This is a genomic window from Bacillus sp. DHT2 (assembly GCF_026241455.1).
GTDB lineage: Bacteria > Bacillota > Bacilli > Bacillales > Bacillaceae_G > Bacillus_A > Bacillus_A pseudomycoides.
This window is the reverse complement of record NZ_JAPHWH010000017.1, coordinates 64,782-87,121: the sequence shown is the minus strand read 5'-3', so window position 1 is coordinate 87,121 and position 22,340 is coordinate 64,782. Positions and strand designations below refer to the sequence as shown.

Genomic DNA, 22,340 nt, shown 5'->3' with positions numbered 1-22,340 from the left:
TATATACACTTTTATAATCACCAAAGATTTCAACAGAAATTAAATAACCTGAGTCCATATAAATATAGAACTCAGGTTACTTAGTTGTGCTTTTTGAATACAGTCTACTTGACAGGGGTCACTTCATTCCGTAAGTGGTCTTTTTTTCGTAAGAGATCCAAACTAAATGGAACAAAAAAAGAACCCTTATGAAAGGATTCTATAACCGGAAACAACAAATATATAGAAGTAAAATAAAGAGAATTACTTATTATTATATCGCATATATGTATAATATAATGTTGAGAAAACGTTAAGAAACTGTTAAATCATTCTCATATGGCGTACCCCAGGTTGGCGAGATTTCAATTATGTAGAAACCTAAAGAAGTCCCTTTATAACATCTAAAGGGACTTTGCTCATACAAATGATCTGCACATCAATTCGGTTTTGATATACAGATCATTTGTATGATAATTTTTATAAATAAGTGCAGAGAATTCTATTACATGAATGCTTTTAGAAGTGTTACTACTAATGGAATTACTCCACCTAAGAATGATAAAACTGCCATTGCGATTGCCATATTATTTCCTCCCCTTTAAATTTCTGAATATTAGGAATTATATAAATTTATTATATTACAGATTTAAGAATATAACAATATCTTTTTTTATTCTCTCTAAGGGGTACAGCCGAGATACGTGTAAAAATAGGTCATAGCCTTACTTTTATTTCCAATCCGATTTAAAATTGGGATTTTTATCTATTAGGGATCCCGCCACATGTCTATCAAGCTAAGATGCTGAAATACCCCCAAAATGAAAATTTTATATCTCTATGGTTAATTAAATTTTAGTTATTTTAGAAATCCTAAGTTTCTTCAGTTCAAGATAGAAGCTCTTCTCAAAAAAACAGAGTTCTTAAGATGCTTATCTTAAGAACTCTGTTTTTTAATTTAGCATGGAAAGCATAATCTTTTCTAGTTCAGCTTTGTTTAAAATACTAACGGTGATTACTATTTGATACGCACCTTTTCCATCTTTTGCAGGAACAATCATCTTCATTCCTGTTACATTACTATCACTGGACTTACCAAAGGTCACTTGGTTCCCACCCAGCCTCTCCATACCTTTTACAAACTCTAGTTCATACTCTTCAAACATATGGAAACCTTTTCTATTCCAAGGATCTGCTTTCGCTCCTAGGACTTCTGATTGTTCGATGACGATTTGACCAGCGACCCCATCTTCATATTCAGTTCTAACTACAGGTTTTGGTTTTCCTATTGTAATATTTGAGTCAACCTGTTCTTTCACTGGATGGTATCCTTCTGGAATATAATTTGGTTTTTTTATCGGAAAATCAACTAATTTTTGCGCTTCTTCTATGGTAAATGTAAAATGTTTATAAATTTTCTTATAAAGAGAATTTGTTTCATTAACAAGCTTATCTACTCTTTTCTTATCCTCCGTACTCCAAAGGTTGTAGTAATCGTAACGTTTTTTATCTCCTTCTTGAATCACTGCTTTTTTCGCCATAGAAAGTTCCTCTTGCTTCAACTGTACAAACAGCTTAAATTCTTCTTTTGTTAAATATTTTTGAGCTACTGTAAATTCCTCATAGACTGTATCATATTCACCTACTAAGTTCTTGAAAATTGTATCATATTCACCTTTTAAGTTCCCAAAATCTTGTTCTACCTGTTCGGGCGTACCATATAATTTTTCTATAATCATAGAAATTGAATTTGATGCCTTATCTTCCTTGTTTACAGATGTAGGAGTATCCTCTGCATTTGCCAATAGTGAATCTTTTGAATTGGGATGAGTTTCTTCTGCATTTGCATTCACTAATGAAAGTGTAGCTACAGTAATGATTGCCATCATTCCAACTGCAGACCAACGATAAGATCTCTTTTGGAATTTTTTAATCATAAAAATTCTCCTTTTCAACGTTCTTTTATTTCTGCTTAAGTTCGCTAAGCTTGGCACTTGATAATAACCTGAATAGTGTTCTAACAGGCTAATAATAGTATGACCATATGCAAGTTGTTCCTCTGAATCTATATATGTAAGAGCAAACGCATCGCATGCCATTTCCTGATCTTCCCGCATGCATGAGTAGGCATACCAAAGAATTGGATTAAACCAATTTAGGATGAGTAAGCCATGCATAAGCCAATTCACACCAACATCTCTTCGTTTAATGTGAGCCAATTCATGATGAAAAATATATCGTAGTTATTGATCATCTAGTACTTTCATATGTACACTTGATAATAAGACCTTTGGACGAAAGAATCCGAAAACGGTTGGACTTGAGATTTTCCCAGCTAAGAGGAGTGGGATATCCTGTTGAACAGACATAGACTTCTTACAGTTCTCAAAAGTTTTGACAATTCTTTCATCTGTAATCACAGGTTGCTTTTTTATGTAAAGAAGTAAACGTCTATTCATAATTACGGTTGCAAAAGCTAGAATGATAACCCCAGCAAGCCAAATATATAAAGCGGTTGTATAAAGTGAAAATGTATCATCGTTTTGCTTTTGATTACTGTATGTTTGTTTCTTACTTTCGGCTGGTTGTGTTAAACCAGATACATAGTTTTCTTTTTTTGTGACTATCTTTGTATCGTCTATATCTGTCCGTTCTTTTGAAGAAGAAACAGCTACAGGCTCTTGATGAAAGGTATCAGAAGTTCCATTACTGTACGGGGTACCACCCACATTTTAACGAAAATATACGCTAAGCAAATTTCGACATAAAAATAGCCAGATTTTCTACTCTAAGAAAAATCCGGCTATTTTCATATTTTTAAATATAAAGGGTAACAAAAACAGTCGTTTTCGATATTTTTTACAGAAACTTAATTAGATATATATGCATCTAGGTTATACTCCTTTGAATTGTATATTGATTAATAATTGGTTATTCTTAATCTTAAATATATACTTCTCTGCTAATTTTGATTGCGAGAAACCATTCGGAAAGTTCTGAATTTTAAATAGATACATTTGCTCATAGTTTACGTATAGGACTGGTAAGCGCAATGATTACTTCAATGAATTTTGTAGCTGATGCCAAAATGAAAATTGCAGCCGGATTATAATCAGAAATCACGCCTCCTACTAATGCACCTAGGGGCATTGCCAGTCGTGTAAGCACCCGTGAAAATCCTAAAACTCTTCCTTGTATATCCATGGGTACTGTTTCCTGCCTTACAGATGCTACAATAATGTTCCAAGCGATATTACATACCATAGCAATTCCAAATGCAATGCCTGGTGCTAGCCAAAATTTGCTCCATATTGCGTAAGTTAATCCAATTGCACCTGTACCTAGCAAAGCGGGAATTAGAATCCCACGTCGAAATCGCTTTTCAAGTGGAACAACAATAATACTTCCTACAAGACCGCCTACTCCAATTAAGGTATAATTAAATCCACTTTGTTCAGAAGTTAAATGTAATGTTGAAAGCAGATAATACATTAATGCTCCTAGTATAGCACTAGCACCAAAGTTGCCCACCATTGCTTGAAGAGATAAAGCGAGATTAAGACGGTCATTCATTAACCATTTAAAACCTTCCTTCATTTCTCTCCCTATTTTCTGGAATAGATTTCCTGATCCATCTACAGATTTAGTTTTTTTAAATTTTGGTAACATTAATACAGCAATTAAAGTAGCTATATAAGAGAGAACATTTATCCAGAGTGCATTAAAACCTCCTATAATAGCAATAATAATACCTGCTAAGGCAGGACCTACTAAGCTAGCAATCTGAAGAACCATTTGATAAGCGGAATTGGCCCTGGTTAACGATTGACCTGCAATCTGTGGAATTACTGTAACTGTTGCTACATCAAATAGCATGGATAGTACTGCTAAAATAAAAGAAACAACGTATAAATGCCAGAGTTGGAGTAACCCTAAAATATGGAGAACAGGAATTGTTGTTACAAAGAAAACACATAATAGGTCCGAAATCCACATTAATTTTCGTCTATCCCAACGATCTACTATTACTCCTACTATAGGACCAAATAAAACAATAGGTAACACACTTATGGCAAAAAGTGAACTCATAATTACTGCTGAACCAGTTAACTTATATGCAATCCAAGGAAGAGAAAAGGTATATAGGGAATCACCAATTCTTGAAATAAGTAAACCACATACAAAAATTATGTAAGAGCTTGGCAATTGTGTAATCGTTGACATAGGTTCTTTACTTGTTTTCTTTATTTTTATCATTGAGTAAAAATTATTCTCCTTTTTTAATGTCAATTTTATAAACCTCCATTATAATATGGTTGATTTTATTTCCCATTAATAAGTAGTAATTAGTACATCATAAAAAGACCATAGGCTAAATAATAGTAAAATTAAGCCAGATGTTTTGTTTATAATTATTAAAGAATATGCATTTATTCGATTCTTTAATAAGCTAACAAGAATACTAAGAAATAACCACCATAGTATTGAACCTAAAAAAACTCCTAATACTAATATTAATTTTGCCATTAAGTCAATATCTGAATTAGCTATTCCAAACCCTGAAAAGAGAGCAATAAAAGACAAAATTGTTACGGGGTTAGTTATTGTTAAAAAGAAAGTAGATATATATGCCTTAATATTTTGTTCATTTTTACTTTTAGTAGGTGTATTTGAGGGTTTTGATTTATAAGTTTTAACACCCAAATAACCTAAAAAAAATTCCGCCGATGAGTTGAAACCACGATTGTTGATTAATCAAATAATTAGTTATCACTGTTAAGCTTAGACACGCAATTAAACCATATAAACCATCCGCTGTCGCAGCACCTAAACCTGACATAAATCCAATGAATCTCCCATTCTCAAGCGTTCTACGAATACATAAAATTCCGATAGGTCCTACAGGAGCTGCAATACTAAAACCAATGATAAGACCTTTGAGTAAGAATTCACTTGTCATTTTCTCCTACCTCATCAATAAAAAACTTATCTTTTTGCAAAGGAATTTTAAATGTTTCTTTCGTTGTATCCATCACTATTGTTGTTTTTGTTCGAAGTACTCCCTGCAGACTTTTAATCTCATAGCTAATCACTCTGTCTAAATCCTTGGTATTACGACAACGAATTTTCAATAAATAATCATCATCCCCCGCAATATGATGGCATTCTTGTACCTCCTCCAAATTAGTAATAAGATGTAAGAATTCTTCTCTATATTTTGGTTTTTCTAATGAGACTGATACAAAAGCTGTACACTCTGTTCCTACATTTTCTCCATCTATCTTGGCTCCAATCTCTTTAATTACTCCATTACTAATCAAACGATTGACACGATCAGCAACTGCTGGTGAAGATAATCCAATGTGAGATGCCAATTCAGCCCAAGTAACTCTACCATTATTCATTATTGATTTCACAATTTTATAATCGTAAGAATCCAAGTGAATCAACCTTTCTTTATAAACTTTTAATCATTTTAATACTTATTTAACAAAGAGACAAGCAGTATTTTCCTTAATAATGAAAAATATTATATATATTAAAAACAGTCTCAGAAATGGAGGTTTTTGAGACTGTTTTTTATTTCTCATTTGATCTGAGAAGAATACTATATTATCAGTCTCAAAACTTGTCTTAAAATCTTCGTGGATTAGAACATCTAGATCTGTCTCTTCTTTAACTTCTCATCTTGCTGCATCAATCTCAGTTTCGCTTTCCTCTATGTGTCCTTTTGTAAAGCCCCAGTGACCATTAGCTTTACTTTTTACAATTAGATACCTAGTGTCTGGTTTGTCTTGATATACAATCACTCCACATGATTTTTCTTTTTGCATTGTTCTATAACCACCTCCAAATTGACATAACTCCCGTTAGCGGAAGTTAATATATGTAATTTACCTACAAAAATTATCACTGTCAGACTGGAATTATGCCTTCCAACTCAGTAATTTCCTCACTAATTAACTGTTCTATTTTTTTTATAAAATCATCAATTTGATTAAGTTCCGTAAGAATAAACAGATTTGAACGCATCCAATAAGGCTTTGATTGTTTATTGTCAGTTACTACCTCTATACCTACAATTCCTCTTTTATCATGTAAGAAGAATCTCATGGATAAGAAATGAGTTACATTGTCTATATCCTTACCTGAAACCCATTGAAACTCATGTAGTTTAAAAGTGGAAAACTTGATTATTCCCTCTTTTAAATCTTCGAGTTCTTCATTGGTGGTATATATGTTAATGCTCGCAGTGCCATAAAATCCAGTAAAGTCAAAATTCAATCCAAAAAAATCGGTATCTTCCCATATCTTTTTTATTTTTATATTCGGTTCAGGCATTGTGGTCTATCCTCCCATAAATTGCACTTTCCACTTGAGAATATTATAACAAGTTTTCCTTAACAAAAGGCCTCTATTAGATAAGTAAAAACCAATGTATATTCCATACACGTAAGGTTAACATAACGTCCTATTATCGGGATTCAATGTATTTAGAAGACTATTAAAAGTCCTCCAGATTGTTTAACTGGGGGACTTTCGTGTTCACATAATTCTCATTAACGGAAGTTAATTATATTTTTCTACGTACTAAATAAAAAGCTAACGACCCCATAATAACAGGCGCGACGAAATAAAAAAAACTTGAAAAAGAAAAAGTAAAAGTAAAAAGAAATAGTGTAAGTGTATAGATAGCTGATAGTCCTATAAATACAGGAATTCCAAATTGTAATTCTCTACATCGTTTGATTTTCCTGTATAAGACTTCCCCAATTAGACAAGCTATAAGAGCTGGTATACTGCCATAAATGACGATCATTTTAATGAATCCAAATAAAACGGTCGGGTGAATATAGCTAGGATTAAAAATATATGAAATCAAGAACCATCCGAAAATAAAAGCAAATAGACTTGCAGCATAACTAATTACAAATTTTATCAACGTAATCACCCTCACAATTTCCTAATATTATCTTCATTGTATCATTATATAAGATAGATAAAATGTGAAATAAATGTAGTGTACATGTGAGTTTGACATAACGTCCTATTATCGGGATTCAATGTATTTAGAAGACTATTAAAAGTCCTCCAGATTGTTTAACTGGGGGACTTTTGTGTTCACATAATTCTTGTTAGCGGAAGTTTTTTTATCTAGGCTCAGTTAACGTTTAATGTTGATTTTCATGTTAAGATTGAAGTATGTAACAACATGTCGCTACAAAAAGAACGGAGGAAATACGGTGAAAATGCATCTTCAAGAAAGTTTATATGTTGAGTTGAAAAATGCAATTCGTTGTCATTATAACGAACTTATAACTAGGTGCGGTGTTGACACAATATATGGGTACTCCATATTAACAGACGATTGTGTCAATAGCATTGGACCAGTGGCTAATAAAGAAAGACTGATCAAAGTTAATAAATCGGACCCTTTATACAATTATTATAGATATGGAGCTGTTGAGTGGAGCGAATGGGACAATTTCGGAATGTTTGATGAAGTGAACAAAATTATTAAGAAATATCATGAAACCGTCGAAGATGACTTTAACATGCGAGTAAATACACTGTTGAATGAATCGTTAAATGTGTTAATGGAACTTGAATCAGAAGGATTGTTTGGAGACAGAAATGATAATCGATTTATTGTCATTTGTGTAACTGATTCATCGAACGAAATCATGATTGAATCAGCTCGATTGCTTAATACATTAAAGATATACGAAGAATATGCTTCAGAATTTGCATAAGAATGAATATAAGTAAAACTGTTCTCTATAAGAGGCGGTTTTCTTTTGTTCGAAAGTCAACAATTAATATTAACAGAGCCTTTATCTAAAAATACAGCCCTTACTATACATTTTTATTCATAACTTTAGAGGAGTTTTTTGCTACAAAATATCCTGTCATTCCAGATATAAAGCTCGGTGGTAAACTCCAAAAAAAGAATCCCCATTTCTTTGTAATTACTGACAGAATGAGAAAAAAAACAGGAAGTCCTATCATGACCATGAGGGGAATTTTTTGATATTTGTTTAAATGGGTACGGAAACGATTCTGGGTATGAGGGGCCACTCTAGGATTTAATTACAAATTAAAAAAGAACTTTATTCAAGTTCTTTTAATCTACAATACAGAACCTAGACACTCATGTATGGTGAGGCCTAATAGAATGAATAATCCCCAAGACGAAAGTCGTATAATTTTATAGTTATTGTAGTAGGCCTTACCAAACATCACCATCAAGCTAAGAAAGGCAAATACCCCAAAAGGAAAAAATGAGCTTTCTTGTAATAAAAAACAAATCCGTAATACTAGGAGATTCCTTTTCAATGGCTATATTGAGAAATACTTGTATAAGACAGTATTTAAATTTAAGTATGATACGATTATAGTAAGGGGGGAAGCTATATGAACGGTCTACAAGAAAAAACATCTGAATTATTAAAAGAGAAAAAAAAGCCAATCACTGTAGTTTTAAAGAGTGGGGTTAGGATAACCGGGCAGATTCTTGCAATGGACAAATTTACGATTCTTATGATGGTTCGTGGTAAACAGCAACTCGTTTACAAACAAGCAGTTTCAACCATTACTACATAATACATATGAGAATGATTCGACCATTTCTTAACATTTTCTCAACATTACATTATACATATATACGATATAATGATAATAAGTAATTCTCTTTATCTTACTTCTATATATTTGTTCTTTCCTGTTGCAGAACCCTTATCATAAGGATTCTATTTTTTTGTTCCAAAAGGTATGAAAATAATTTTAGGTTTATACCGAAAACAAAACACACCTTTTGGTACACATTAGCTATAAGAATTTAATGATTAATTTTACAAATTATAAAAAGTCATGAACTTAGTTTTACTTTCTATCATATACAAGTAGTTAGGGGGCAATATCATAGGATAAAGATTGTTCCAAATATTCACCCAGAACTTTCTGATAAGTTAAAAAATCTAACAACAAAACGTTTAAAATATGATAAAATACAATTACATTTGAAAAAGAGTAGTGGGTTCAAGTTGTTATTTACATGAACTCCAAAGAAAAAAGCCAAATTCTGTATAGATTTGGCTTTTTTCTTTTTACGCATTTGTAGCTAAAAATAGCATGGTCTTTAAATCCTTGTTAGGGGCAAGAATTTAAAGAAGAGTTTAGCTTAATTATGATTTTACATAAATTACATATTATAGTAAATTGATATTATTTGTACTAAATATTGTAAAAATTCAGGAATTTAATCCTTATATTATTTATGCGCAAAGTCATAATTAGTGAGTTTTACAAATGAACCGTCCTAAAAAGCGAACGAGCGTTTACAAAGGTATACCTTTATAAACCATTAAAGAACATCTATGAAACATTGAAACATCAAGTTCATAAAGGTGGATAGAAATGTTTTATAAACGTTTATACTTAACGAATACCTTTATAAACAAAAATGATATAATTGTGGTAACAAATGTAAGGAGAATATCAAACATGGCAAATATTTATGGATATATACGTGTAAGTACAAAAGATCAAAATGAACAGCGTCAATTACATAAGATGATGGAACGAGGAGTAGAAGTTCGGCGTATTTTTGTTGATAAAGCAAGTGGGCGACATTTTGATCGTCCTCAGTATCAATTATTACGAAAAATATTGAGTATAGGTGATGTTGTTTACATAGATGCCTTAGATCGTATGGGACGTAATTATGATGAAGTAATTGCAGAGTGGAAATTTATAACAAGAGAATTAAAAGCAGATATTGTTGTTTTAGAAAGTGAAACGCTGTTTGATAGTCGTAAATTCCGTGAGATGGGTGACATGGGGCGATTAATGGAAGATCAATTTTTATCGTTGTTGTCTTATGTTGCAGATCAAGAACGAAAAAAAATTCATCAGAGACAAGCGGAAGGAATTGCGGTAGCTAAATCTCAAGGAAAACATTTAGGCCGTCCTCAGGTGAACCTTTCGACTCTAAGTAAACAACAAATAAATATAATAGAAGAAACTTATTCAAACTGGAAGAGTAGAGAAATAACGGCTGTTATGTTTATGGAAATGTTAGAACTAAGGAAAAACACGTTTTATAAAATAATGAAGGAATATGAAGAAGGAAAGTAGCATCGTTCCTATAATAAATGCTACTTTGCCCCTAGTTGTAAGAACGCTGGTACTAACCCATATAAAATGAAACAAAAAGCTAATTTTCTGTAAGCAAAGGAAATTGGCGCTTTTTACTTTAGACTCCTATTATAGGTATTAGACAAGTTTGAATTTGTTAGCGATAGGATAAGGCTTGTTTCCCTAATGCATCCCAAGATTGAATGAAAGTTTCTTGATTCACCTTATGCGCTTTTTTTCCACTTAAAGGATCATTAATATAAATGTACCCATCCTCAAAACCTATGAGTACAACAGCGTGTAAATCCAGAGGAGCTGTGATTTGTTTGTTCCCATGTTTCCAAGATTCCCATCTATCCGGAACTTTGTAATCTCCTGTCGTCCAAACCACTACAGGTTTACCTATTTTAATTTGAGCTAATACATCATTAAAATTTTTTCCTGTTAAGTTCACGGTACGATTGGGAAGATACTGTTCCATCAATTCTTGTAGCGGTTGGACGTAGACAGCATATCCCTTATTTTTCCCCGTTATATCTCCAACGAATCCTTCTTTAGGATCTCCCCATCGAATGATATCCCCGCCTTTACTCATAGACAGTGGGTCATTATCTTTTTTGATACCGTTAGCTAACTGCATTTTATTAACTTTATTACCAGCGTACTGTAATACCATCGCTAAGCTCGTAACTTCGCAACCGTATTTCAGTTCAGGTTTTTGTAGTATAAATGGCACATCTAAAATGACCTTTTCTTGGACCGTAGGAGCTGGGGATTGTTGTGGTTCGTTTTGAGATGTTGGATGTTTCACATTTTTTGTTAATCCGGTATCTTCATGTCCAACATTAGACCCATGTTTTTCAACTGGAGATTGTTTGGCAGAGCAACCTGCTAAAATTGAAAATAGGACATACAGAGTTAGAAATCTTTTCACATCATTCACCTTCTTTAGGAAGTTCAATATATGTCATAATATCTCATTAAATATCGTTTTTTATTTAGTGTGTTCTTTAATTCCCTGTAAAAATACTCAATATTTATGTGACCGATATTGGTATACAACTCAGATGCGTGTAAAAATGGGTCGTATACAATATTTAATGAATAACAACTTACTCATGTCATTTCAAATGTTTTTATTAAAAATAAGTACTAGAGGTGTTTTAATGGGAAAGGAAATGTTACAAAAATATTGGTTTTTGGTAAAGAGATTATAATTGTTTTTTATGAATTTGGAAAATTTTTCAGATGTGGTGGTTCATTCACCGAATCTTTCATATACCCCTGTAAAGTACTTTCTTTAAATGAAACATAAAAAGTCTCAAAAATCTTTGTTTTTGAGACTGAATAGGTGCGTCGCTTACACTGTACCTTCTTTTGACATCAAAAATAAAAAGCACTCCATTAAACAGAAGCACTTAAAAAGTTTCTGAGAGTGAACGAAATAAGTAAAATTCTCTTTTTCATTGTCACCCCTTATGTTTGAACAGATTTTTCTGTGCTAACAGATCGTTGTTTCTTCATGAACATAAGTAACATAAATACAGCTATTATCGAACGATAAATATGAAATGACGCTGTTAATTCACACCTAGATGCAAAACCTTTCCCTTGAAATACAGGCGTAATTTCAAGCTCTGGTATATCAATAATATGCATATATTCTCCAACAACTCCGACAACCATTCCTTTTGTTGACCACGCAAATCCTGTTACGATTCCAGTACTAGCTGCATCCCCTGTTCCAATTTGTGAATGCCATCTCCATTGATTGATTTTAACTTTTTTCAGATTTTTTTTAATTACAGAATGAATCTCTTGCAACTTTTTTACTATCTCTCCAATGCTATCGAGCTGTGCCATTACTTTATTTTCAATACCGCCTTCTTCTGCCTTTTCAATTTTTTGTCCAGTCTTTTTTTTCTGTTTTTCCATTCTTTCTAACACATCAAACGTATATTTAATGTTCCATATTTTCACTTGTAGTAAACACTGTTTTTCCATTTCTGAATATAAAAAAGTAACTTTCAAGGATATTTTTAAAAACAATATAAACAAAATAACCAATAGAACAATCCCAATTCCGATTACAATCCACTTCATACATATCATCCTTTCATTCCATATCCATTATTGACATGTACAAGGAATATTATACGAATTCAGAAAATTGCGTATCGGTGTATTCTTCCAATCGAAGAGTATGGCGTTTTATATTAAAATTTTTCTATTGTATCATTAAGATACTTAGGTAAATAGCATGGTTAAAATGATACTTGTTACAATGAACAAAAAACTGCACGAGTTTTGAAATGCCCCCACAAACAAAAACACCTCCATATATTCGTATCTAATTAAATACGATATAAGAGGTATTTTTTTGCTTGTCCTATTCTATTGGAGCACTCTTTATATTGCGCTACTTCAATTAGGTTGCTTTATATTTATGAATTAACAGTATGCTAATGATAATACTTACATTATCCTGTTATTGATTATTATTTTCTTGAATTTGTTCAGAAGGTTCTTCAGTTGGATCTGGCTCATCCTCATCAACGCCATTGCAACCACACAAAAAACCTACTGATAAAATAGTAGACATAAGAGCAAGTAAATATTTTCTTTTCTTCACGTGATTATCGCTCCTTTCAGGTAAATATTTATGCTATTATCATCTACTTTTAAAAAAAGAATATGCTGAAGTTTTTTCAGCATTTTTTTCCTGTATATCAAATTAGAATCAAATCTAATTATTAAAAAACTGGAATCACTTAGATATCTGTAAGTTTAATGCAAAATATGAAATAAGGTTAACAGTCCTAATTACCCTGTATACGAAATTGTTTTTTTTCAAATACTTGAAGCAAAACACCTTTCAATAGGAGTGAAAAAAGTGATAAGAAACAAAAGTACAGTGATTCACCTATTTTTATTATTGGTTGTTACCGTGGTTTTTATATGGTCTGTTATTAATCCTGCAAGATACTCAACATGGGCAGCGGAGGCTATTCCAGCTGTTCTCGGTCTAATCATTATAATTGCAAGGTACAATAAGTTTCGCCTCACCACTCTCTCCTATATGATTATTGCAATATTAGCCATTATAATGTTTGTCGGCGGTCATTACACATACTCAAAGGTTCCTCTTTTTAATTGGATAAAAGATATTTTTGATTTAAATCGAAATCACTACGATCGATTTGGACATTTGATAAAAGGCTTGTTTACAATTGTGATAAGAGAAATATTATTGCGGAAAACTCAACTAACCAAAGGTCCTTGGTTAGTTACGATTAGTATAAGCATTTCGCTTGCTGTTGCTGCATTATACGAAATCATCGAATGGTTAGCTTTTAAAATAGCAAAGGGAGGAAAAGCAGCAAAAGACTTTTTAGGTATGCAAGGCGATATATGGGATGCACAATGGGATATGTCACTTGCCTTAGTGGGTTCGATTCTTGCGTTACTCACCCTTTCAGCATTACATAACCGGCTGTTAAAAAAGAATTAATAAAAGAGTAAGTGTAGAGGAGTCTGTGTAGTATTTTCATGTATTAATACAAACAGAAGATAGTGATTTCATGGATGGAATTATAGAAAAAGTAAATGAGCAGTAACGATGCTGGTACCAGAGGAAATGGAAGTGTAAGAGCAGGACGAAGCACTCCCACTCCGAACTTTTCTAAGATTATTTTTATATCCTTATTACTATCCTTACTATTATCTTTAAAGTCTTTTCCCCCGCCCTAACAGGCAGTAGACTCTCACCTAAATGTTCAGAGAAATCAAAGAAGAAAGATGAGGGTCACTGCTCCTATTTGTGGTGAATGCCAACAGGGGCGAATCCCCACTGTTGACAGTTTCACTTTATTCACGAGACATCTACTTTTTTACTGGTAAAGAAAAAGTTTCTTCCCTATTCATCTCGGTATGGATAAAAATAAACTGCTTAATCACTTCATTTAAATCCATCGCTGCTTTTGTAGGAATCTGATGCTTTGTGTTATCAATAAATTTCAATTCATTATATGGCAATTTTTCATGCAGTAATTTCGCATGACCAAAAAATGTTTTATCTTTCTTACCATAAACTAACAAAACCGGAAGCTGAATATTTCTAAGTTGACTGGTACAATTATAATGCAAACTGTAACGATAATACTGCTCAAAATTTTCGGCATTTCCTTTTCGAGCTTCTTTAAACATCTTTCTGAACAATTTATGTGTGTTTGAATTGCCCCATGAAATAGACAATGCTAGAAATGAAACTGCCCCTGCTTTCGCCAGCTTAACACCTAGTGAAATCTTATTCTTTAGATATCCATCCCTCACTTCTGACATTCCACCGATTAGAATCCCACCTAATGTCCTTTCCACGTAAGTTAACAAAAATTCTAATGCGACAGAGCTTCCAGTCGAATATCCGCACATGAACGCTTTTTCGACTTTTAAATGATCCAATAAACGTCTAATATCTTCTGCAATCAGTGGATAGGTTATCGGTTGTTTTGAATACTGACTCCTTCCATGTCCTCTAATATCAAAAGTAATCACTTTAAACTTTTGGGATAATTCCTCTATTTGGTACTCAAAATTCATACAAGTGAGTACAGGAGGATGAATAAAAACAATAGGAACTCCCTCTCCCTTAACGGTATAATACAGACTACTACCGTCCACGTTCAACATTGGCATGTATGTAATCACCTCAACAATCTGAAATCATTCCCAACTCTTCTCTAAAGAAAAAAGTAACTTTCAAAATAATGATGCATAACTTTTCATTTTGTTTTCATTTCCCTTTTTAAATTTTTGATAAAACTATTTTGCATATTTTCATTAAAAATATTTAGGGAATCTTAGGGATTTTAGTAAGAAAAATCAAGAAGTATTAGTATAAGTTGGCATCATAAATTTCTATAAAACATTGCAACATAAATCATGTGAAATTGAACTTAGTGTTTCTTTTTCCTAATTATTTTTACAGGGGGCAAAAAATGAATATCCTTAACTTCTTGATGTCATTATTCAATTCTGGAAGAAGAACTCAGCAAATGTTTAATTTATTTAGAAATAGACGGAATAATAATAGAGGATGGATTTGGGTTTCTTTACTAGGATTAGGAACAGTTTTTAGTGTAGTAGCAACGCGTAATTCAAATATGATGAAACCTATCCAACGTTTGTTCCAAGGTGTTCAAAATACGACAAGAACATTTATTCCATCCAAAGTAAACTTGGCAAATATGGAATTTGCCAATGAAATTATGCCTAACAGTCAAAAGAAACAAGGTCATCAAAACTAATAACTATCGTAAATAATAAAAAAACTCGTTTTTTCGTCACGAGTTTTTTATTATTTTTAATGACTCTATAGCTGTGTCGAATAGTTTTTCCTTTTTTTGTTACAACTTCACTTCGTTCTTAATAACCAAATAACATAGTTTATTCTGTACGGTTTGTTTAGTATTTTTAAACTCTTAGTCAATGTATTCATTCTATAAAGATACCCAAAAATTAGAAATCATAATTTTGGTAGAAAATAGCTATTCTAAATAGTGAATCCGTGATTATAAGGAGGAATTTAACTATGACAGTAATTACTAAGCTTAAACAAACTATTTCTGGATTAAAAAGTGCTCAAGCAAGTTTAGAAGGATTTGTTCTTGATACTGACAATCAGCCAGCAAAACAACTGTATCAAAATGCAGCTCAGCAAACACAGACAATTATTGATTCTTTAGAACCACGTGTTCAGGAGGTTCAACAAGAGGAACCTCAGTATAATCAATAAACTGCAGTAATCTTCAGATCTTTGGCAGAGGCCGGATCATGGCTAGATTTATATATTTAGAAAGTATATATACTTTTTTAGACTAATTGAAAAGAGATGATTTAATTGCATCCTTTTTCTTTAGGTAACAAATCAACAAATAACAAATTTTTCGTATCTTATATAACAGTAAGCAACCCCCAATTTCTTTTTGTTAGCTATTATTAACATCCAAAATGCCGACTTGTTCCACATTTAAATGAGTCAGATACCTTATTATATAGAAGTTTTTTACTTATAGCGCTTGCTTTTCACAAAGCACTTTTATAAAGTACTTTGTTCTATTTGTAGAATAGGCATTTTTATTTCTCTTTACATATTTTTCTAAAGTTGACACACACACTCTCTAAGCCGGTTGAACTAGCGATGTCACTCTTTTAAAGACTAGGAAAACAATTAATTTGCCGGTCAAGCTCATGAACCCCACAGGCAGACATCTCATAAAGTTGACGGTCAAACTAAAAAGAAAAATTTTGTATATTTTGTAAACATCTGCACATATTATCCTTAAGCCGCTTGGGCTGCGGTTGTATTTTATTCAAACTGGCAATCTTCGCTTTACCCGGCAGACAACTTAAAACGTTGTCTGCCAAATCATTAATGTTTTTGTATAAAAAAGCAGTAAAATAAATAACCGGTTCCTTAACGTACAGGGAACCGGTTAATTTGTGTCTAAAATGTGTCTAAACGTACAATTTTCTTTTTTTGATATGGTGACCCCATGCCCATCAACTTAAGAAAACAGGTCACCCCCAAAACGATAAATAAGCTTTTTCGTTACAAGAAAGCCTAAAAATTTCGTTCTGGGGTGTAATAAAACCCTAGCTTGATAGAGATGTATGGTGACCCCTATTTTTAAAAATTAGCATACAAATGATCTACATATCAAAGATGAATTGTTTTGTAAATCATTAATGTGAGTCTAAATTGTAATTTAGCTTACTCAAGGTTTCAGATTTTAAAGTATTTAGCATCAAGAAGTATGTATCCTATGAAAGTTAAGAGAAGAACAAGAGTAAAAAAGATTGTTTTTTGCTTTTTACTTCTATTTTTAAACCATCCCCATCTTTTGCTCTCGTCTTCTAACCAAAAGTAATCAACCACAAGAAATAACAGAATGATTAAGAAATAGAAAAAGATTTTCAGTATAATCATCTCCTTTTTATTTTATTTTATAGGAAGTAACAAAATGTTACATTAAGAATATTCTATTCATGTTAGGATTACATAACACCACTTATCAGCAGTCAATCTATCTAGAAAAAGACCCCTTCAGTTTATTTGGCTAAAGGGGTTTGCTATTCACATAATTCTTGAAAGCGGAAGTACATACAGGTATTCTATTTAACTATTATCCTTCGGTAGCCAACCATACAGCACGATCGCTACACCATCGATTATGTAAGAAAATCAGTTCTTACATGTGAGTTCAACAAAGTATCACCCACTATAAATTTCAAAGCAGAAATATCCAAAAGGCAAATATTCTTCTTTTAATTCCATTTCCGATTTTACAATTCCCATCATTTTAGGTAGAAGTTCTCTTAAAGATTCCTTGTATTTTTCAAGAGCATTTTTATAAGAATTTATATCGTCATTTTGACATAAAGGATATAATATTGCTCCTAATCCCAAATCATTAAGTGTTCTCGGGATGTCTTCGACATTAAGACATTCTATAATGTGCTTTTCTTGAACTTTCTCATCAAACCAGTCTCTGCATTCTATATAAAACATATATTCTTCGAACTCGATCTTCTTATTCAATTGTTCATTAATATAGAATGGTGTAATTCTAATGTAATCGGTCGTTGAATTGGAACTAATAATTTCTTCTATTATGCCCTTTAACTCTGTAATAGTCGGATAATATCTATATTTTCCGTTATAGTAAACAGTGTTATTGTAAATTATTTCGTTGATCTTTCCTCTGTTTTTCTTTAACATAGCTCTACACCTACCTTTCAGTCCAATTAACTACATATATTTTATCATTGCTTCTTCTACTAATACGCCCTTTAATTGAACAAGAAACAATGCATATTCTATTCATGTAAGGTTAACACAACGTCTCATTATCGGTATAGAACATACATGAAAAAACTGTAAAAACTATTACTAAATCAAATCACGATCTCCATTAACAAACTTTGTAGTTTCGTTCCCGTATAATACTTTCTTTGGATTTATAACTATAATTAAAACCGCAACTATTAAATAAAAAATTGCATTATACATAATTAATTCAATTAATTGTCCATTTATTATGCCTATAAAAAAATTAAAGAGAAAGTGGATGATCATTGGAATAATTAAATTTCGATTTAAATTATAAAATGTTGTCATGACAATTGTAGTAGATATAATTGCAATCATAAAAAACAAAATATATTTGATTAAATTACTGCCTGTAAAACCTGTAGTAAACCATATAGGTAAATGCCACATTCCCCACCAAAAACCAATAATTATTGAAGATTTTAATGGCGAATATTTTTTTTGAAGCTCCATTAGTGCAAAACCTCTCCACCCTAATTCTTCTCCTAGTGGTCCGGACACAATAGTTTTAATAAAGTAATAAATTAACACACCCCATGTAGTTCTATTAAAAATCGAGTTTGCTTCACTGTTAATCGACACGAGAAACAACATTGTCAAAAATATAATTATTTGAATCATACTTACAGTAAGAACTATAGGGAAACTAAGTTTATTTTTAAATCTATCTTTTACGAATCGAATAAAACTCTGTTCAGGATAGAGTTTTTTAAATAGCAATACAAAAGCAAAAGTGGAAGACCAAGCTGATATACAAAGCATTACATCAAAAATCCACACTGGAAAATTTAATAACTTTATGACTCCTACAAGAAGAAACAGTGGCCAAAAAATAATGTTGGTTAATAATATAAAACTTACCACTGGTTTTTTCAGTTTTTTATCTCCATTCACATACAATCCCACCTTAAGTTAAATTTTTAAAATATAATAATGTACCTATTCAGTACATCATTATAATAACGCTGAATTTTCTTTCTATTCTAGCTATATTTTTTTCAAAATATTACTAGTCAATTAATATAATACATTTTTAACTGCTTATAACGGGATTTATGTTAATAATACCTTATGATGTGGTAAAATTTAGGTGTTCTATTAATGTGAATATACATGAAGTTTAGAAAAGAAAGAGGAGGATTTTTATGGTCGATAATTATATAAATGAAAAAGATCATCTTTTTTATAAAAAACGTTTTTATAATGTTTTAGCCTCAATTCCTTTTGTAGTTATCACTCTGATAGTAACCTATTTATCAAATTTGGGATTAACTTTTTTTGTAACCTTAACTGGAATTTCAGTAATAACTTTATTAATTCAGTTCATTTATTATTATTCAAATTGGAAAAAATGAAATCAAAAAACAGGTAAACAATATAAATTAAACTACGGATAACGTGAATTATGTAAATGAGCTGTCCATATGGGAAGCTCATTATTTTTTTGCTTAGACCACATGTTTTCCCTTACAACATTTTCATTCGCAACATTTATTGTATTAAAATCCGGTGTTGAGTTTCTTTGTCCATCCCCTCGAAATGGGGGAATAGCAAGCGGATTATTAAAAAATCCTTATAAACAAAGGATTTTAACGTCTTTTAAAAATGATTATGTCAAAACATATACATTTCAATTGAAATATTTCAAATAATTATAAGTTGTATTTTTGAAATGAAAAATTCTAGATTTATAGCTATGTCATAAGGTCTACCTTTTGACATGATGTATAAATTTAGCTAATTCCCCCATCTCGGGGATTTGGGCAAAAATACCTGAGTACAATGAAAAGAATAAAACCAAAAGCTAAAGGCTTATCGTTTGATTCTTTTGATTTAATTTCTTGCCCCTTATCTTTCATCTCCATACTGATACCACACCTTTTTTTATTTTACTCTCCTACTTCTTTTTCCTTTTTAATAAACCTTTTAATTAAGTCTTCACCTTTGTATTTAGGGTCTAACTTAATCTCACCTTTATATTCAATTACCTTCACCTTATCCATGACAGTTATACTGTCATACAACTCTTGCTTTACCCATAACTTTTTAACTTTATCATCAACAATCAATTCTAAAGTAGGGTGTTCAAGGATAAGATACTCGGTCTCAACATGCCTCCCAAGAACAGGTGCTTCTATTGGCTTACCTTTCGCAACTAGTTCATCGTTTTGATACCACTCTATTACTGACAAGACTATACAAAACAATACAAAACAACCAAAGTATATCCAATTTTTCTTTCTTTTCTTTTTCTTATATGCTTCCAGTTCTACAATATACGCTTCCAATTCATACTCTGTGTACCCCTTAACGTCTGTAGTCAAATAATAGGTTTTTCCAAACTTTTCACTTGTAAATGCTACATAGTCGTTTAAATACTCTGGGTCTTTCTCATAGTTTATAAATTTCTTTTCATCCATACTGCTACCCCTATCTGTCTTCTAGTATACCTACCCCTATTGTTATAAGAAACAAGACAAAGAGTATTAATAGTACTGTCTGTATCCTAAGACTGAATTTATTCTTAGAGCCTTCTAACACGCCCCACAGTATAAGTGGAGAGAGAAGAATACCAAGGAGAATAACAACAAACTTGTTAGTCTCCTTTTCTTTTGGTTTCGCTTCTTCCACTATACGTTCTACCCTGTTTGGTGCTTTTTCTAATGAAGTTGGAGTTTTCTTTTTCTTACGTCTATGATTCACTTCGCATACCCCCATTATGATAAGAGATGCACTGGCATTATAATTATATTCCATATTGTATTGTAGTGTATCGTCTAATAGGCCACCATATCCAAAAAAGAAAATTGTACGTTTAGACACAATTTGGACACATTTTAACTGATACACTGTACGTTAAGCGCAAAGTTTGCTACCAAAAAACTAGCCTTTTGAAAAAAAGCTCCCAATATTAGCGGATCTTTTTTTAGTGAGTTAGTCTTAGATAAAGAAATTGTACTTCTTTATCTGTTACAGATAAACTAATTGATTTCTGCACTACAGCATTTATTGATATTATTAATAGAACAAACATGAATATCAAAAACCATTTTGGAATATCATTTTTCTTTTTTATGAAAGATATTAAGAGAATTAAAAGTAATATAACCAGATATGTTATTGATACATACAATTCTAAATTTTGTTGGCTTAATTTGTTAACGGCATTTCGAAAATCTTCTAAGTTCAACTCATTTTCCTTATTTTCCTTTATTATTGAATTAGAACTTTTATAACCAATTTTCCACGTATAATTGTTGTTTTCTTTATCTACAATATAATAATAATTACGCACTTCTTTTTTTGTAATAATTTCTCCATTTGCTAAAGTGTTTGAACTAGGAACCAATATACCTATAAGGCATAGCACAATAATTAATTTACTCTTCATATTTTAGTCTCCGACATTTAATGTATTTTCATATTCTTTTATTACTTTGTAAAAAGTATTTTTCTTCAAGTCTAGTACCTCCATGAATTGAACCCCAGTTATTTCTCTATTTTTCCACTTCGGATAAGTTTCTTCTATTAGAAGTAATTGCTTTGAGCTTAATGTTGAAAGGTTAAACTGAGGACGTCCTAAATGCTTCCCTTGAGATTTTGCTACTGCAATCCCTTCCGCTTGTCGCTTATGAATCTTTTTACGCTCTTGATCTGCAACATAGGAAAGCAAAGATAAAAATTGATCTTCCATCAACCGACCCATGTCACCCATTTCACGAAACTTACGGCTATCGAATAAAGTTTCATTTTCTAAAACAACAATATCAGCTTGTAATTCTCTTGTTATGTATTTCCACTCTGAAATTACTTCATCATAATTACGTCCCATACGATCTAAAGTATCTATATAAACCATATCACCTTTACTTAATATTTTTCGTAATAATTGATACTGAGGGCGATCAAAATGTCGTCCACTTGCTTTATCGACAAAAATACGCCGAGCTTCCACTCCTCGTCCCATCATCTTATGTAATTGACGTTGTTCATTTTGATCTTTTGTACTTCCACGTTTATATCCATAAATATTTGCCACGTTTGAGACCCTCCTTACATTTGTTACCACAATTATACCACTTCCGTTTATAAAGATATTTACTAAAAATAAACGTTTATAAAAGAATTCCATTTACCTTTACAAACAACCTGATATGATCTAAAGGATATACATTTTCTAATGAAAATACAAAAGATTTGGTACAGAAAGAGTGTATTCAAAAAATCAACTATGTAAATAAAATTAAGAAGAGTTCTTCTAAAATGCTATACTATATATTGGATAAAAATTCCACATAAATGAGTTTATTACTAATTGAAGGGTGAAGGAGGA

26 protein-coding genes and 1 pseudogene are annotated in these 22,340 nt (G+C 31.7%); 8 read left to right on the top strand and 19 right to left on the bottom strand.

Going from position 1 to position 22,340, the window contains the following annotated elements:
• Positions 1 to 3 precede the first annotated feature (3 nt).
• Entirely contained in the window at positions 4 to 84 is an 81-nt protein-coding gene (locus tag ORL93_RS31405) for an IS3 family transposase (RefSeq protein WP_369124020.1), read from the top strand.
• An 848-nt stretch (positions 85 to 932) separates the two neighbouring features.
• On the opposite strand, the pseudogene ORL93_RS27015 reads toward ORL93_RS31405, so the two are convergent.
• The 8 genes and pseudogenes from ORL93_RS27015 to ORL93_RS26980 all read right to left on the bottom strand — a co-directional run bounded on the left by ORL93_RS27015 (position 933) and on the right by ORL93_RS26980 (position 6,931).
• Positions 933 to 2,708: pseudogene (locus tag ORL93_RS27015) on the bottom strand (M56 family metallopeptidase).
• Between the two features lie 292 nt (positions 2,709 to 3,000).
• Complete coding sequence (locus ORL93_RS27010; protein ID WP_265959970.1) at positions 3,001 to 4,203, bottom strand: MFS transporter; 1,203 nt, start codon at positions 4,201 to 4,203, stop codon at positions 3,001 to 3,003.
• 108 nt (positions 4,204 to 4,311) lie between these two features.
• Complete coding sequence (locus tag ORL93_RS27005) at positions 4,312 to 4,683, bottom strand: LysE family translocator (protein ID WP_265959963.1); 372 nt, start codon at positions 4,681 to 4,683, stop codon at positions 4,312 to 4,314.
• Positions 4,673 to 4,939: a hypothetical protein gene (locus ORL93_RS27000; protein ID WP_265959962.1), complete on the bottom strand. Its 267-nt coding sequence runs from the start codon at positions 4,937 to 4,939 to the stop codon at positions 4,673 to 4,675. Before ORL93_RS27000 ends, ORL93_RS27005 begins: the two co-directional genes overlap by 11 nt.
• Positions 4,929 to 5,420, bottom strand: a complete 492-nt coding sequence (locus ORL93_RS26995; RefSeq protein ID WP_265959961.1) for an Lrp/AsnC family transcriptional regulator — start codon at positions 5,418 to 5,420, stop codon at positions 4,929 to 4,931. Before ORL93_RS26995 ends, ORL93_RS27000 begins: the two co-directional genes overlap by 11 nt.
• Positions 5,421 to 5,663: 243 nt before the next feature.
• Complete coding sequence (locus ORL93_RS26990; protein ID WP_265959960.1) at positions 5,664 to 5,813, bottom strand: NUDIX hydrolase; 150 nt, start codon at positions 5,811 to 5,813, stop codon at positions 5,664 to 5,666.
• An 82-nt stretch (positions 5,814 to 5,895) separates the two neighbouring features.
• Positions 5,896 to 6,321: a hypothetical protein gene (locus tag ORL93_RS26985; RefSeq protein WP_265959959.1), complete on the bottom strand. Its 426-nt coding sequence runs from the start codon at positions 6,319 to 6,321 to the stop codon at positions 5,896 to 5,898.
• Positions 6,322 to 6,553: 232 nt separating this feature from the next.
• Entirely contained in the window at positions 6,554 to 6,931 is a 378-nt protein-coding gene (locus ORL93_RS26980; protein WP_286117362.1) for a hypothetical protein, read from the bottom strand.
• A gap of 292 nt (positions 6,932 to 7,223) precedes the next feature.
• Here ORL93_RS26980 and ORL93_RS26975 point away from each other — a divergent pair, with 292 nt between their 5' ends.
• The 3 genes from ORL93_RS26975 to ORL93_RS26965 all read left to right on the top strand — a co-directional run bounded on the left by ORL93_RS26975 (position 7,224) and on the right by ORL93_RS26965 (position 10,116).
• Entirely contained in the window at positions 7,224 to 7,733 is a 510-nt protein-coding gene (locus tag ORL93_RS26975) for a DUF4303 domain-containing protein (protein ID WP_265959958.1), read from the top strand.
• Positions 7,734 to 8,394: 661 nt separating this feature from the next.
• Positions 8,395 to 8,583: an RNA chaperone Hfq gene (gene hfq, locus ORL93_RS26970; protein WP_265959957.1), complete on the top strand. Its 189-nt coding sequence runs from the start codon at positions 8,395 to 8,397 to the stop codon at positions 8,581 to 8,583.
• 900 nt (positions 8,584 to 9,483) lie between these two features.
• The gene (locus tag ORL93_RS26965) at positions 9,484 to 10,116 is read left to right on the top strand and encodes a recombinase family protein (protein WP_098610051.1); all 633 of its coding nucleotides are present in this window, start codon (positions 9,484 to 9,486) and stop codon (positions 10,114 to 10,116) included.
• A 157-nt stretch (positions 10,117 to 10,273) separates the two neighbouring features.
• Here ORL93_RS26965 and ORL93_RS26960 read toward each other — a convergent pair whose 3' ends face one another.
• The 3 genes from ORL93_RS26960 to ORL93_RS26950 all read right to left on the bottom strand — a co-directional run bounded on the left by ORL93_RS26960 (position 10,274) and on the right by ORL93_RS26950 (position 12,748).
• Positions 10,274 to 11,050, bottom strand: coding sequence for a C39 family peptidase (locus ORL93_RS26960; RefSeq protein WP_265959956.1), 777 nt, complete (start codon positions 11,048 to 11,050; stop codon positions 10,274 to 10,276).
• Between the two features lie 542 nt (positions 11,051 to 11,592).
• Complete coding sequence (locus ORL93_RS26955) at positions 11,593 to 12,228, bottom strand: DUF2953 domain-containing protein (protein ID WP_265959955.1); 636 nt, start codon at positions 12,226 to 12,228, stop codon at positions 11,593 to 11,595.
• 376 nt (positions 12,229 to 12,604) lie between these two features.
• A complete protein-coding gene (locus ORL93_RS26950) occupies positions 12,605 to 12,748 on the bottom strand; it encodes a hypothetical protein (protein ID WP_176546755.1) in 144 nt (47 codons plus the stop codon).
• A 261-nt stretch (positions 12,749 to 13,009) separates the two neighbouring features.
• Here ORL93_RS26950 and ORL93_RS26945 point away from each other — a divergent pair, with 261 nt between their 5' ends.
• Positions 13,010 to 13,627, top strand: a complete 618-nt coding sequence (locus ORL93_RS26945) for a DUF2238 domain-containing protein (RefSeq protein WP_265959954.1) — start codon at positions 13,010 to 13,012, stop codon at positions 13,625 to 13,627.
• Between the two features lie 371 nt (positions 13,628 to 13,998).
• On the opposite strand, the gene ORL93_RS26940 is transcribed toward ORL93_RS26945, so the two are convergent.
• On the bottom strand, positions 13,999 to 14,811 hold the full coding sequence (locus tag ORL93_RS26940) for an alpha/beta fold hydrolase (RefSeq protein WP_265959953.1): 813 nt from the start codon (positions 14,809 to 14,811) through the stop codon (positions 13,999 to 14,001).
• A 302-nt stretch (positions 14,812 to 15,113) separates the two neighbouring features.
• On the opposite strand from ORL93_RS26940, the gene ORL93_RS26935 reads away from it, so the two are divergent.
• Together ORL93_RS26935 and ORL93_RS26930 are read left to right on the top strand one after the other, a co-directional pair.
• The gene (locus ORL93_RS26935) at positions 15,114 to 15,422 is read left to right on the top strand and encodes a hypothetical protein (protein WP_265959952.1); all 309 of its coding nucleotides are present in this window, start codon (positions 15,114 to 15,116) and stop codon (positions 15,420 to 15,422) included.
• A 284-nt stretch (positions 15,423 to 15,706) separates the two neighbouring features.
• On the top strand, positions 15,707 to 15,910 hold the full coding sequence (locus ORL93_RS26930) for a DUF1657 domain-containing protein (protein WP_265959951.1): 204 nt from the start codon (positions 15,707 to 15,709) through the stop codon (positions 15,908 to 15,910).
• 1,479 nt (positions 15,911 to 17,389) lie between these two features.
• Here ORL93_RS26930 and ORL93_RS26925 read toward each other — a convergent pair.
• The gene (locus ORL93_RS26925) at positions 17,390 to 17,896 is read right to left on the bottom strand and encodes a hypothetical protein (RefSeq protein WP_265959950.1); all 507 of its coding nucleotides are present in this window, start codon (positions 17,894 to 17,896) and stop codon (positions 17,390 to 17,392) included.
• Between the two features lie 171 nt (positions 17,897 to 18,067).
• On the bottom strand, positions 18,068 to 18,901 hold the full coding sequence (locus ORL93_RS26920; protein ID WP_265959949.1) for a CPBP family intramembrane glutamic endopeptidase: 834 nt from the start codon (positions 18,899 to 18,901) through the stop codon (positions 18,068 to 18,070).
• 251 nt (positions 18,902 to 19,152) lie between these two features.
• On the opposite strand from ORL93_RS26920, the gene ORL93_RS26915 reads away from it, so the two are divergent.
• Entirely contained in the window at positions 19,153 to 19,362 is a 210-nt protein-coding gene (locus tag ORL93_RS26915) for a hypothetical protein (RefSeq protein WP_265959948.1), read from the top strand.
• A 378-nt stretch (positions 19,363 to 19,740) separates the two neighbouring features.
• On the opposite strand, the gene ORL93_RS26910 is transcribed toward ORL93_RS26915, so the two are convergent.
• The 5 genes from ORL93_RS26910 to ORL93_RS26890 form a co-directional block, all read right to left on the bottom strand.
• Entirely contained in the window at positions 19,741 to 19,872 is a 132-nt protein-coding gene (locus ORL93_RS26910) for a hypothetical protein (RefSeq protein WP_265959947.1), read from the bottom strand.
• Between the two features lie 24 nt (positions 19,873 to 19,896).
• Positions 19,897 to 20,427 carry a hypothetical protein gene (locus tag ORL93_RS26905; protein WP_265959946.1) on the bottom strand — a complete coding sequence of 177 codons (531 nt, stop codon included), beginning with the start codon at positions 20,425 to 20,427 and terminating at the stop codon, positions 19,897 to 19,899.
• Between the two features lie 10 nt (positions 20,428 to 20,437).
• Positions 20,438 to 20,830, bottom strand: coding sequence for a hypothetical protein (locus ORL93_RS26900; RefSeq protein ID WP_265959945.1), 393 nt, complete (start codon positions 20,828 to 20,830; stop codon positions 20,438 to 20,440).
• 103 nt (positions 20,831 to 20,933) lie between these two features.
• Positions 20,934 to 21,398 (bottom strand): hypothetical protein, encoded by a 465-nt coding sequence (locus ORL93_RS26895; protein ID WP_265959944.1) that lies wholly within the window; start codon positions 21,396 to 21,398, stop codon positions 20,934 to 20,936.
• A gap of 3 nt (positions 21,399 to 21,401) precedes the next feature.
• Entirely contained in the window at positions 21,402 to 22,076 is a 675-nt protein-coding gene (locus ORL93_RS26890) for a recombinase family protein (RefSeq protein ID WP_265959943.1), read from the bottom strand.
• Positions 22,077 to 22,340 lie beyond the last annotated feature (264 nt).

What these genes read in the sequence shown, in the direction of transcription:
- ORL93_RS26925 (WP_265959950.1), bottom strand. Translation starts at nt 17,896, where the DNA reads ATGTTAAAGAAAAACAGAGGAAAGATCAACGAAATAATTTACAATAAC.
- ORL93_RS26910 (WP_265959947.1), bottom strand. Translation starts at nt 19,872, where the DNA reads ATGGAGATGAAAGATAAGGGGCAAGAAATTAAATCAAAAGAATCAAAC.
- ORL93_RS26935 (WP_265959952.1), top strand. Translation starts at nt 15,114, where the DNA reads ATGAATATCCTTAACTTCTTGATGTCATTATTCAATTCTGGAAGAAGA.
- ORL93_RS26985 (WP_265959959.1), bottom strand. Translation starts at nt 6,321, where the DNA reads ATGCCTGAACCGAATATAAAAATAAAAAAGATATGGGAAGATACCGAT.
- ORL93_RS27000 (WP_265959962.1), bottom strand. Translation starts at nt 4,939, where the DNA reads ATGACAAGTGAATTCTTACTCAAAGGTCTTATCATTGGTTTTAGTATT.
- ORL93_RS26915 (WP_265959948.1), top strand. Translation starts at nt 19,153, where the DNA reads ATGGTCGATAATTATATAAATGAAAAAGATCATCTTTTTTATAAAAAA.
- ORL93_RS26965 (WP_098610051.1), top strand. Translation starts at nt 9,484, where the DNA reads ATGGCAAATATTTATGGATATATACGTGTAAGTACAAAAGATCAAAAT.
- ORL93_RS26895 (WP_265959944.1), bottom strand. Translation starts at nt 21,398, where the DNA reads ATGAAGAGTAAATTAATTATTGTGCTATGCCTTATAGGTATATTGGTT.
- hfq (WP_265959957.1), top strand. Translation starts at nt 8,395, where the DNA reads ATGAACGGTCTACAAGAAAAAACATCTGAATTATTAAAAGAGAAAAAA.
- ORL93_RS27010 (WP_265959970.1), bottom strand. Translation starts at nt 4,203, where the DNA reads ATGTCAACGATTACACAATTGCCAAGCTCTTACATAATTTTTGTATGT.
- ORL93_RS26930 (WP_265959951.1), top strand. Translation starts at nt 15,707, where the DNA reads ATGACAGTAATTACTAAGCTTAAACAAACTATTTCTGGATTAAAAAGT.
- ORL93_RS26940 (WP_265959953.1), bottom strand. Translation starts at nt 14,811, where the DNA reads ATGCCAATGTTGAACGTGGACGGTAGTAGTCTGTATTATACCGTTAAG.
- ORL93_RS26990 (WP_265959960.1), bottom strand. Translation starts at nt 5,813, where the DNA reads ATGCAAAAAGAAAAATCATGTGGAGTGATTGTATATCAAGACAAACCA.
- ORL93_RS26955 (WP_265959955.1), bottom strand. Translation starts at nt 12,228, where the DNA reads ATGATATGTATGAAGTGGATTGTAATCGGAATTGGGATTGTTCTATTG.
- ORL93_RS26905 (WP_265959946.1), bottom strand. Translation starts at nt 20,427, where the DNA reads ATGGATGAAAAGAAATTTATAAACTATGAGAAAGACCCAGAGTATTTA.